Here is a 12108-nt window from a genome sequence, read left to right on the forward strand (position 1 = left end):
TATTCAGTTATGTGCAACGGCATTCGCAAAAATGCCCGGTAGCCAACGCCACCGGGCAACAGAATTAACCTAACGCTTTGGCAAGCAGGGTGATGGGGTGTTCGCAGCGCTTACTGGTAGACATCTCAATCTGCCATTTACAGGTTTCGCAGTCGGTGACGACGATATCAGCGCCGCTGTCTTCAATCTGGCGGAACAGCGGTGCGCCAATGGACTGCGATGTCGGGTAGTTTTCCTTTTTAAAGCCGTATGTCCCGGCAATCCCGCAGCATTGCGAGTCCAGCACCGTTAGCTCCAGCCCTGGAATTTGTCGTAGCAGTTCCAGCGTGTAGAGCGTCCAGCCCATTTTCTCCATGTGGCATGGCGTGTGGTAGACCACTTTCAGCGGCAACGTTTTCAGCGGCAGCGTTTTGCCTTCATCCAGCTTGCGCCACAGCCAGCGGGTTGCCAGTTCAATGTGTTCGCGTAGACCTGAGTTGTCGACGTCCAGCACTTCCGGATATTCATCACGCAGCGCAAAGGTGCAGGTTGATGAGGTGGCGATCACCGGAATGCCTTTACCGTCAATTGCTTCTCTGAGCGAGGCCACGTTGCTCACCGCCTGCTTACGCGCTTTATCGGTAAAGCCGTTGGCAATCAGCGGTACGCCGCAGCATTTCTCTTTGCTCAGCAGTTGCACCCCGGTTCCCATCGCATTCAACACTTTGATCAGATCTTTGCCGAGCTGCGGATGGTTGTAATTCACAAAACAGCCGTGGAAAAAGGCAACCTGATCCTGATATTGCGCTTGCTGTGCGGCAACGCTGTGATACCAGCGGCGGAAGGTGCCGAAAGAGTACTTCGGCAGCGTACGGCGATGGTCGATTTTTAGCGCGTAATCCAGCAACTGACGCACCGGTTTGAGTGAGGTGGCGGTATTCACTATCGGGGCGAATGGTGTGGACACGCTACCCATCAAATCGGTATGGCTTAAGACAAAGTTACGCAGCGACGGACGCGTAGTGTCGTATTTGGCGCGCGCGCGTTGGATGATATCGCCAATCTTCACATCTGAAGGACAGGCCACTTCGCAACGCTTACAGTTGATGCAGTATTTCAGCGCATCGTCATATAACGCGCCATCTTTCAGGCGCAGACGCTCACCGTCCGGTCCGGCCTGTTTAGGACCAGGGTAGTTCGGATTAACGCGACTTACCGGGCAGGCCGTGGTGCACACCGTGCATTTGATACAACTTTCAAAACGTGTGTCGCTCATTGCTGGCCTCCTGCACGTTTCGCAATATGATGTGCGGCGTGTAAGGCGCTAACAGCGCACACGCCGCCTCCGCAACCCTGGGCGATAGGGTCGAATCCGCCGAGAACGGAACCGATGGCATACATGTTCTCTATCGTTTGTCCCGCCAGCGACGGGCGCAGCCCGGCATCGGTCGTAACGCCAAACTGCTGCCACGGTTGTGGGTCGAAGACGTCACGCTCATACCACTCGGCGCGCGTGGCGGTTTGCTGTACATCCAGCCCCAGGATAGGTTCGTAGATGGCCTCACGCGTGGCGACCAGTCCGCTGCTGAAGAAGCTGCCGCTGGCGAGCACGGCGAAACGTGGCCGCAAAGGAATATCGGCATGATTACGGGTCCAGATTTCGCTGACTACGCCATCCTGACAGGTGATTTTCTTCACTTCATCACCCGGCATCCAGACGCCGCCCTGGCGCACAAACTGGCGCTGCATTTTGTTATGCAAACGCATACCCAGTACCGAAGGCGGTAGGGTCGGTAACAGCGTCAGCGAGCAGGGGAGACGCTCGTTAAGCCATTGCCAGAGTTGTTCATCCGCCAGACCGAAGCAGGCCGGCATAATTATCATGTCGCAGGTTTTTGCTACTGGCAATAAAGCGTCATAGAGCAGCGACCATTTATCTTCGTTATCCAGCAGGCGCGCAATATTGACGGCGCGAAACTCGGTCGGGTTATCACGCAGGACATCCAGCTCAGGCAGATCGATTTCTGCCGTCTCGACGCTGAGATTGCGTTGACGCAGCGACGCCGCGGCGAGATGTGCCTGAAAATCCAGTAAACCGCTAATACCTACAACGCAGATACGCTGCGCGGACAGCGGCCAGACCGGAACTTCCGGGGAACTTAACCAGGTTGAGCGCAGCGTTCCCAGCGGGGTGATGCGTTGATGTGACTGATGTACCTTGCCTTGCAAATGCGTTCCGCATTCTTCCAGGAGATTTTGCGCCTGCTGGGCCAGCTCCAGGACGTTGTGCGTTCCGATGGTGCTGTACGGGTGCGCGGGTGCCTGAGTGCGCAGCGCATTCAGGCCTGCTTCTATATCCGTCACCGGTTGGCCATCGGGTAAGTTGCTGAGCAAATCCAGTGAGCCGGAGGAGAAATGTAGGGCGCTTTGGCCGCGAGTGACAATCGTGCAGCGTAAACCGCTTTTTTGCAGTTGCAGGCCGCACAGTAGTCCGGCCAGACCGCCGCCGATAATGACGGTATCAAATTTCATCCTGGTGCTCCTTTTCCAGACCGCACAATCCCTGATAGACCCAGCGTGTGAATTCGCTTTCGCGCAGCGCATCTCCCCAGGCGATAGGTTGCACGCCTTTCCAGCGTTCATTGAGGAAATCGGAAAGCTGGGTGATAGATTGCGCGGCGGTGGTGACATTAAAACGTTGCAGCAAACCTGCGGCGCGGCAGGCACACAATTCGCCCTGGCAGGTCCCCATTCCAACACGGGTACGGCGACGCAAATCCAGCAGGCTGTTGACGGTCAAATTCTCGACGGCGTACTGCACTTCACCTGCAGTGACCGCTTCGCATTCACAGACCAGGCTGCGGTGCTGACGACCTTCGCTAAGCCACGCAGGGGTGCGATCGCCGTGACGGTAGACCGCTGAGCCGCGCAGTGGCGCGGGCAACGAGATCACGCGTTTGAGCGTATGCTCGGTCGATTCTTGTGAGCCAGGCAGCGCCGTGTCTGCCGTTGTGCAAGGTTGGGTATTGCCCAGCTTACGGCAAACGGCATCGGTGGCCCACTCTGCCATCAGGCGGTAGGTCATCAATTTGCCGCCAGTAATGGTGATAAACCCGTCCAGTCCGTCACGCTGGGCGTGATCGAACAGTACAATCCCACGACTGACGTTACGGCCACTTGGATCGTCGTCGCTGGCTACCAGAGGACGCACGCCGGAGTAGGCGCGTAAAATGCGCGTTTTCGCCATAATCGGCGCCAGTTTTTCGCCTTCACGCAGCAGTATATCGACCTCTTCTGCGGTGACGCGGTTGCTGTCGATATCATCGTAATCAATGTGCTGTGAGGTGGTGCCAATCAGCGAAATGGTATCACCGGGCACCAGGATATCGGCGTCAGACGGCTTACGACAGCGGTTGATGACATGCTGGTTAATGCGGTGATCCATAATCAGCAGCGAACCTTTGGCCGGGAACATACGGATGCTCAGGTCGGCATATTCCGCAATGCGCTGGCCCCAGATCCCGGCGGCGTTGACGACTACCGGTGCATGCAGAGACTGCATCTCACCCGTCAGATGATTGCGTACGTTCACGCCGCAAACCGTTGCCCCTTCACGAATCAGTCCCGTCACTTCATGCGCCGTTAAGATTACTGCGCCATGCTCACGCGCATCCAGCATGTTGGCGGCGGTTAAGCGGAAAGGATCAACCGTGCCGTCCGGCACTTTTACCGCGCCAATCAGCTGTGGGTTGACGGAAGGTTCGATAATGCGCGCCTGCTTAGGGTCAATTGCTTCTGCGCGAATACCGGCCTCTTCACAGGCGCGAATAAAGGTTGCCTGGAAGGAGAGTTCATCTTCCGGCAGGGTAATAAACAGACCGTCCGTCGGCTCAACGCAATGACGGGCGATACGTTTGAGAATTTGGTTTTCGCTGATGCACTCCCGGGCAGATTCAGCGTCGGTGACGGCGTAGCGTGCACCGCTGTGCAGCAGACCGTGGTTACGTCCGGTCGCCCCTGTGGCGATATCGTGGCGTTCCACTAAGATGACGCGCAACCCGCGCAGCGCACAATCGCGTGCGATCCCTGCACCTGTTGCTCCTCCACCAATGATAATCACGTCACTTGTTTGCGAGTCGCGAATTTTCATTGTTTTTCCTCACAGTTCGTTTTTTATCATTTAGCCACATAAAAAACATGGATTGTTTGATTTCGCGCATAATCGCTCATTATTCGAAAATGAAACGTGATTTCGTGCGCCTTTATGAACATTTGTCATAAATCTGTAACAATATGTGCAGCGTTTCACATTTTTGTTATGTATCTTTCCTTAACATCGCGGCCACACTGGGAGCGGTAGGGTAGTAATGACGAACTGCAGTGTTTACTTCGAATGAAAGACGGCCACGGAGGCTACACTATGTTGAGCATTTTTAAACCAGCGTCACACACGGCGCGTTTGCCTGCAGCGGAGATCGACCCGACATATCGTCGATTACGTTGGCAGATCTTTCTGGGGATATTCTTTGGCTATGCCGCGTACTATCTGGTACGTAAGAACTTTGCCCTTGCGATGCCGTATCTGGTTGAGCAAGGTTTCTCGCGTGGCGATCTGGGTTTTGCGTTATCCGGTATCTCCATTGCTTACGGATTTTCGAAATTCATCATGGGGTCCGTTTCGGATCGCTCGAATCCGCGCGTTTTCCTGCCAGCGGGTCTGATTCTGGCCGCCGCTGTCATGTTGTTCATGGGCTTTGTGCCGTGGGCGACTTCGAGCATTGCGGTTATGTTTGTGCTGCTGTTCCTCTGCGGATGGTTCCAGGGAATGGGTTGGCCGCCGTGTGGTCGTACCATGGTGCACTGGTGGTCGCAGAAAGAGCGTGGGGGCATTGTTTCCGTCTGGAACTGTGCGCACAACGTGGGCGGTGGTCTGCCTCCTCTGTTGTTCCTGCTGGGTATGGCCTGGTTCAATGACTGGAAAGCGGCGCTGTACATGCCTGCTTTCGGTGCGATCGTCGTCGCGCTGTTTGCTTTTGCTCTGATGCGTGATACGCCGCAGTCTTGTGGCCTGCCGCCTATCGAAGAGTACAAGAACGACTATCCGGACGATTACAACGAGAAAGCGGAAGAAGAGCTGACTGCGAAGCAGATCTTCATGCAATACGTACTGCCGAACAAACTGTTGTGGTACATCGCTATCGCCAACGTGTTTGTTTATCTGCTGCGTTACGGCATCCTGGACTGGTCCCCGACCTATCTGAAAGAAGTGAAACATTTCGCGCTGGATAAATCATCCTGGGCCTACTTCCTGTATGAATATGCGGGTATTCCGGGCACGCTGCTGTGCGGCTGGATGTCGGATAAAGTCTTCCGTGGCAACCGTGGTGCGACCGGCGTGTTCTTTATGACGCTGGTGACTATCGCGACTATCGTCTACTGGATGAACCCGGCAGGCAACCCGAACGTGGATATGGCTTGTATGATTATCATCGGCTTCCTGATCTACGGTCCGGTAATGTTGATTGGTCTGCATGCGCTGGAACTGGCACCGAAAAAAGCGGCGGGTACGGCGGCTGGCTTTACCGGTCTGTTCGGTTATCTCGGCGGTTCCGTAGCGGCGAGCGCCATTGTTGGCTATACCGTTGACTTCTTCGGTTGGGACGGCGGCTTTATGGTGATGATTGGCGGTAGCGTGCTGGCGGTTATTCTGCTGGTGGTCGTCATGATTGGCGAAAAACGCCATCACGAAGAGATCGCACTGAAGCGTAACGGGGGCTAATAGATGAAAACCACATTGAAAAGTCTCAGCGTGGCGCTAATGCTGACAGGTATTGTGGTGAGCAGCGCGGCGGTTGCCGCAGAAAAAATCGTGATTGCGCACCGTGGCGCCAGCGGTTATCTACCGGAGCATACGCTGCCAGCAAAAGCGATGGCTTATGCTCAGGGGGCTGATTACCTGGAACAGGATTTGGTGATGACCAAGGACGACCATCTGGTTGTCCTGCATGACCACTACCTTGACCGCGTCACCGATGTTGCCGAGCGTTTCCCGGATCGTGCGCGTAAAGATGGGCGCTACTACGCTATCGACTTTACGCTGGATGAGATTAAATCGCTGAAATTTACCGAAGGCTTTGATATCGAAAATGGCAAAAAGGTCCAGACCTACCCAGGGCGTTTCCCGATGGGTAAATCTGATTTCCGTGTGCACACTTTCGAAGAAGAGATTGAGTTTGTTCAGGGATTAAATCATTCAACCGGTAAAAACATTGGCATTTACCCGGAAATGAAAGCGCCGTGGTTCCATCATCAGGAAGGGAAGGACATTGCGGCTAAAACGCTGGAAGTGCTGAAAAAGTACGGGTACACCGACAAGAACGACAAGGTTTATCTACAGTGTTTTGATGTCGCAGAGTTAAAGCGCATTAAGAATGAACTGGAACCGAAGATGGGGATGGATCTCAATCTGGTACAGTTGATTGCGTACACTGACTGGAATGAAACTCAGGAGAAAAAGCCGGACGGTAGTTGGGTTAATTACAACTACGACTGGATGTTTAAACCGGGTGCCATGAAGCAGGTTGCGCAGTATGCGGACGGCATTGGGCCGGACTATCACATGCTGATTGATGAGAAGTCGAAGAAAGGCAATATCTCGTTAACGGGTATGGTACAGGACGCGCATCAGAATAAGATGGTGGTGCATCCTTATACCGTTCGTGCCGATCAGCTGCCGGATTACACCACTGACGTAAACCAGCTGTATGACATTCTGTATAACAAGGCGGGCGTTGACGGGCTGTTCACCGACTTCCCCGACAAAGCAGTGACATTCCTGAATAAAGAGTAATGGCACAAGGTCTGTGATGCGCCTCCGGTCACAGGCCTGGTTGGATCAAACGTTATTAACGGCTAGATAAGGCCGTCTGCCGTCAACGTGGCCATACCTGCCTCCAGGAGAAATAAAGAGCTGCCGTCCATCGGCGGCTCTTTTTTAGTCGTAATTTTTATCCCGCCACGCGTTACAGTTCTATTTCAATATCGCCTTTTGCCCGACAGCAGCAGGGCAAAATTTCACCTGGCTGAATGAAGGCCAGAGGTTCGGCAATCCAGTCGACCTGTCCCGCTACCAGACGAGTACGGCAGGAGCCGCAATAACCTGCGCGGCACTGGTATTCAACTTCAACATTGTGCGATTCGAGCGCGGCAAGCAGGGAAGGATGTTCATCCTGGCACAGCAGTTGTGTGCCAGAGATGCGCAGAGTAACGCGGCCCATCAGAGCTGGAAGTTACTCAGGTCGTCGGTATCGACTTCCGAATCGATCTGGCCGACCAGGTAAGAGCTGACTTCCACTTCCTGCGGCGCAACTTGCACGTTATCAGACACCAGCCAGGTGTTGATCCATGGGATTGGGTTAGAGCGGGTCTGGAACGGCAAGTCGAGTCCGACAGCCTGCATACGGATGTTGGTGATGTACTCAACGTACTGGCACAGAATGTCTTTATTCAGGCCAATCATTGAGCCGTCACGGAACAGATAATCCGCCCACTCTTTTTCCTGCAGCGCGGCCTGTACGAACAGGTCGTAGCATTCTTGTTTACACTCTTCGGCGATTTCCGCCATTTCCGGATCGTCCACGCCGCTGCGCAGCAGATTCAGCATATGCTGGGTCCCGGTCAAATGCAGGGCTTCATCGCGGGCGATCAGGCGAATAATTTTCGCGTTGCCTTCCATCAGTTCACGTTCGGCGAAGGCGAAGGAGCAGGCGAAGCTGACGTAGAAGCGGATCGCTTCCAGCGCGTTCACGCTCATTAGGCACAGATACAGCTTCTTCTTCAGTTCACGCAGGCTTACGACAACCGTTTTACCGTTAACGGTATGCGTGCCCTCGCCCAGCAAATGCCAGTAGCTGGTCATCTCAATCAATTCGTCGTAATAGCTGGAAATGCCTTCCGCGCGTTTCTGGATCTGCTCGTTGGTGACGATGTCATCAAACACCACCGCCGGATCGTTCACGATGTTACGAATGATGTGGGTGTAGGAACGGGAGTGGATCGTTTCTGAAAACGCCCATGTTTCCACCCAGGTTTCCAGCTCAGGGATCGAGATTAACGGCAGCAGCGCCACGTTCGGGCTACGTCCCTGAATGGAGTCCAGCAGCGTCTGATATTTCAGGTTGCTGATGAAGATATGCTTTTCATGTTCCGGCAGCGCCTGGAAGTCGATGCGATCGCGAGAAACATCAACTTCTTCCGGACGCCAGAAGAAAGAGAGCTGCTTTTCGATCAGTTTTTCGAAGATGTCATATTTTTGCTGATCGTAGCGGGCGACGTTCACCGGCTGGCCGAAGAACATCGGTTCCAGAAGTTGGTTATTTTTCGTCTGTGAAAAAGTGGTGTATGCCATTGATGTGAATCCTTTGTGGGATGAGTGCCGGATGGCGTTACAAGCACCCTTTCCGGCCTACAAACCAAGCTACTGTAGGCCGGGTGAGCCTGGTGCCACCCGGCATCGTTCATCAGATCTTACATGCGCCGCTTTCGCAGCCATCGTCCTGAATGGACGGCACCAGATCGTCCTGAGAATCTTCCGCACCGTCACGGGTGTTTTGATAATACAGCGTTTTCACACCAAATTTGTAGGCGGTGAGCAGGTCTTTCAGCAACTGCTGCATCGGTACTTTTCCGGATGGGAAGCGCGACGGATCATAGTTGGTGTTGGCGGAAATCGACTGATCGATAAATTTCTGCATGATACCTACCAGCTGCAAATAGCCATCGTTGTTCGGCATTTCCCACAGCAGTTCGTACGCGTCGTGCAGGTGTTCGTAGTCCGGCACGACCTGGCGCAGAATACCGTCTTTCGACGCTTTGATGCTCACATAGCCGCGCGGTGGTTCAATACCGTTGGTGGCGTTAGAGATCTGCGAAGAGGTCTCCGATGGCATCAGGGCTGACAGCGTGGAGTTACGCAGACCGTGCGTTTTGATGGATTCGCGCAGTTGTTCCCAGTCCAGATGCAGCGGCTCGTTGACAATAGCATCGAGATCTTTTTTATAGGTATCGATCGGCAGAATACCTTTGGAGTAGGTCGTTTCGTTAAACCACGGACATGCGCCTTGCTCTTTCGCCAGCTCGTTAGAGGCTTTCATCAGGTAATACTGAATGGCTTCAAAGGTTTTGTGAGTCAGGTTGTTCGCGCTGCCGTCAGAATAACGCTTACCGTTTTTCGCCAGCCAGTAGGCGTAGTTGATCACGCCAATACCCAGCGTACGGCGACCCATCGCGCCGCGTTTGGCGGCAGGAATCGGATAATCCTGATAATCGAGCAGCGCATCCAGCGCGCGCACCGCCAATTCGGCCAGCTCTTCCAGCTCGTCCAGGCTGTTGATAGCACCGAGGTTAAATGCGGACAGCGTACACAGCGCAATTTCGCCGTTTTCGTCGTTAACGTCGGTCAGCGGTTTGGTCGGCAGGGCGATTTCCAGGCACAGGTTAGACTGGCGCACCGGAGCGACAATTGGATCAAACGGGCTATGGGTGTTGCAGTGGTCAACGTTCTGAATATAGATACGCCCGGTAGAGGCACGTTCCTGCATCATCAGTGAGAACAGCTCAACGGCTTTCACGCGTTGCTTGCGGATACTGTCGTCGTTTTCATATTTGGTGTACAGACGTTCGAATTCGTCCTGGTCAGCGAAGAACGCATCATACAGGCCTGGGACGTCGGACGGGCTGAACAGCGTGATGTCGCCGCCCTTCAGCAGACGGGTGTACATCAGTTTGTTGATCTGTACGCCGTAGTCCATGTGACGCACGCGGTTGCCTTCGACGCCACGGTTGTTTTTCAGGACCAGCAGGCTTTCAACTTCCAGGTGCCACATTGGGTAGAACAGCGTTGCAGCACCGCCGCGTACGCCGCCCTGGGAGCAGGATTTTACCGCGGTCTGGAAGTGCTTGTAGAACGGAATACAACCGGTGTGGAACGCTTCTCCGCCGCGGATCGGGCTACCCAGCGCACGGATGCGACCGGCGTTAATACCGATGCCGGCGCGCTGGGAAACGTATTTCACAATCGCGCTGGAGGTGGCGTTGATGGAGTCCAGGCTGTCGCCGCACTCGATCAGTACGCAGGAGCTGAACTGACGGGTAGGGGTGCGCACGCCGGACATAATCGGCGTCGGCAGCGAAATTTTAAACGTAGAAACGGCGTCGTAGAAACGTTTTACGTATTGCAGACGCGTTTCACGCGGATAGTTAGAGAACAGGCAGGCCGCTACCAGAATGTAGAGGAACTGCGCGCTTTCATAAATCTCACCGGTAACACGGTTTTGTACCAGGTATTTACCTTCTAACTGCTTCACCGCAGCGTAGGAGAAGGTCATATCGCGGTCGTGTACGATGAACGAGTCCATCTGCTTGAACTCTTCTTCCGTGTAGTCTTCCAGCAGATGATTGTCGTATTTGCCCATTTCAACCATTTTCACGACATGGTCGAACAGTTTCGGCGGTTCAAACTCGCCGTAGGCTTTTTTGCGCAGATGGAAAATCGCCAGGCGAGCAGCCAGGTACTGATAATCCGGTGCCTCGCGGGAGATCAGGTCGGCGGCAGCTTTGATGATTGTTTCATGGATATCGGATGTCTTGATACCGTCATAAAACTGAATGTGGGAGCGCAACTCGACCTGAGAAATCGATACGTTATTCAGTCCTTCTGCCGCCCAATCCAGAACTCGGTGGATTTTGTCGAGATTGATGCGCTCTGTACTACCATCACGCTTTGTCACCAGCAGACTCTGATTCATGTGGTTTTTTACCTGTCCGTGAAAGAAAAAATATCCCCCATATTATCCACAAAGTCATGTTGTGACTAAGTCTGTGGATAAATACTATATGTAGGGGTTGTTTGATAAAGTAGACGCTATATGGTGAGTATTCTAGTAGGGATTCTTTTCAGTACAAGAGTTGATTTTGAGGTTAAATTGAGGTTGCAAAAGGGTAATAATCGCTAAGTGCGCGTCTTATAAGGCCTGGCGAGGATGTCAATAATTGAGAAAAAAAATAGAAAATTTGATCGAGTGCTGATTTCTTCATCTAAGGCAAGGTAAGTTCTTATGACCTGGCGCAAAAATTGCCCTGACGATCCTACTCAGGATTGGTAGGCGATGCGCAGGCCCGAAAGCTGCGCACTATCAGGTACGGCGCCGGATTGCGGCGTTGCACGCCTTATCCGGCCGGGTGGAGGAGGTTAATCTGCTTGCGCGGTAGTGTGTACCATATAGTTCACATCAACGCCGGGGCCGAGTTTAAAACTGTTGGTGATCGGGTTGTAGTGCAGGCCGGTCATATGACGCTCTTTCAGCACGGTCTGGTCAACCCACTCTAACAGTTCAGCCGGCTTAATGAATTTTTTCACATCATGCGTGCCTTTCGGCACCATACGCAAAATATATTCCGCGCCGACCACCGCCATCAGCCAGGATTTGCCGTTGCGATTAAGCGTGGAGAAAAACACTTCGCCGCCCGGTTTGACCAGTCTGGCGCAGGCCCTGACCACCGACTGCGGGTCCGGTACGTGCTCCAGCATTTCCATGCAGGTCACAACGTCATACTGATGCGCATGTTTTTCCGCATGTTCTTCAACGGTTTCTTGAACGTATTCCACCTGGATGCCACTCTCCAGCGCATGCAGTTTTGCTACCTGTAACGGTTCAAAGCCCATGTCCAGCCCGGTGACGGTTGCACCCTCGCGCGCCATGCTTTCCGCCAGAATGCCGCCGCCGCAGCCGACGTCGAGTACCTTTTTACCAAACAGGCCGCCTGAGCGCTCCGTGATATAGCCCAGGCGCAGTGGGTTAATACGGTGCAGTGGCTTAAATTCACCCTCAAGATCCCACCAGCGTGACGCGACTGCTTCAAACTTGGCAATTTCTTCCTGATCAACGTTGTGAGTTACCGGAGGTTTTTCGGCATTCATTGGGGCTTCTACTCCTAAATTTGCGATGCAAATGAGTATATCAGCCTGACGGGATGAATAAAGCCTCTGTCAGGGGGAATCCATTTACCTGAATCTGCACGGATGTGTTATAATTTGCGACCTTTGAATCCGGGATACAGTAGAGGGATAGC

At 53.6% G+C, this 12108-nt stretch carries 9 protein-coding genes; 2 read left to right on the forward strand and 7 right to left on the reverse strand.

Features of this window, described 5'->3' with window-relative positions:
• Nucleotides 1-64 precede the first annotated feature (64 nt).
• The 3 genes from glpC to glpA are packed head-to-tail and all read right to left on the reverse strand — an operon-like array spanning nucleotide 65 to nucleotide 4129.
• A complete protein-coding gene (gene glpC / locus HV229_RS08240; protein ID WP_181547258.1) occupies nucleotides 65-1255 on the reverse strand; it encodes an anaerobic glycerol-3-phosphate dehydrogenase subunit GlpC in 1191 nt (396 codons plus the stop codon).
• On the reverse strand, nucleotides 1252-2511 hold the full coding sequence (gene glpB, locus HV229_RS08245; RefSeq protein ID WP_181547260.1) for a glycerol-3-phosphate dehydrogenase subunit GlpB: 1260 nt from the start codon (nucleotides 2509-2511) through the stop codon (nucleotides 1252-1254). The genes glpC and glpB overlap by 4 nt, the downstream gene beginning before the upstream one ends.
• A complete protein-coding gene (glpA, locus tag HV229_RS08250; RefSeq protein ID WP_016157025.1) occupies nucleotides 2501-4129 on the reverse strand; it encodes an anaerobic glycerol-3-phosphate dehydrogenase subunit A in 1629 nt (542 codons plus the stop codon). The genes glpB and glpA overlap by 11 nt, the downstream gene beginning before the upstream one ends.
• 270 nt (nucleotides 4130-4399) lie before the next feature.
• Between glpA and glpT the strand changes: the two genes are divergently transcribed.
• Both glpT and glpQ read left to right on the forward strand, forming a co-directional pair.
• On the forward strand, nucleotides 4400-5758 hold the full coding sequence (gene glpT / locus HV229_RS08255; protein ID WP_016153802.1) for a glycerol-3-phosphate transporter: 1359 nt from the start codon (nucleotides 4400-4402) through the stop codon (nucleotides 5756-5758).
• 3 nt (nucleotides 5759-5761) lie between these two features.
• Nucleotides 5762-6829: a glycerophosphodiester phosphodiesterase gene (gene glpQ, locus HV229_RS08260; protein WP_016157024.1), complete on the forward strand. Its 1068-nt coding sequence runs from the start codon at nucleotides 5762-5764 to the stop codon at nucleotides 6827-6829.
• A gap of 172 nt (nucleotides 6830-7001) precedes the next feature.
• Here the strand turns inward: glpQ and yfaE are convergent, their stop codons facing one another.
• The 4 genes from yfaE to ubiG all read right to left on the reverse strand — a co-directional run bounded on the left by yfaE (nucleotide 7002) and on the right by ubiG (nucleotide 11956).
• Nucleotides 7002-7256: a ferredoxin-like diferric-tyrosyl radical cofactor maintenance protein YfaE gene (gene yfaE / locus HV229_RS08265; RefSeq protein WP_016153800.1), complete on the reverse strand. Its 255-nt coding sequence runs from the start codon at nucleotides 7254-7256 to the stop codon at nucleotides 7002-7004.
• A complete protein-coding gene (gene nrdB, locus HV229_RS08270) occupies nucleotides 7256-8386 on the reverse strand; it encodes a class Ia ribonucleoside-diphosphate reductase subunit beta (RefSeq protein WP_016153799.1) in 1131 nt (376 codons plus the stop codon). The genes yfaE and nrdB overlap by 1 nt, the downstream gene beginning before the upstream one ends.
• Nucleotides 8387-8498: 112 nt before the next feature.
• Nucleotides 8499-10784, reverse strand: a complete 2286-nt coding sequence (nrdA, locus tag HV229_RS08275) for a class 1a ribonucleoside-diphosphate reductase subunit alpha (RefSeq protein ID WP_016153798.1) — start codon at nucleotides 10782-10784, stop codon at nucleotides 8499-8501.
• A 443-nt stretch (nucleotides 10785-11227) separates the two neighbouring features.
• Entirely contained in the window at nucleotides 11228-11956 is a 729-nt protein-coding gene (ubiG, locus tag HV229_RS08280; protein ID WP_075847744.1) for a bifunctional 2-polyprenyl-6-hydroxyphenol methylase/3-demethylubiquinol 3-O-methyltransferase UbiG, read from the reverse strand.
• Between the last annotated feature and the right edge of the window lie 152 nt (nucleotides 11957-12108).

It is taken from the genome of Citrobacter sp. RHBSTW-00524 (assembly GCF_013747755.1).
GTDB classification, from domain to species: domain Bacteria; phylum Pseudomonadota; class Gammaproteobacteria; order Enterobacterales; family Enterobacteriaceae; genus Citrobacter; species Citrobacter braakii.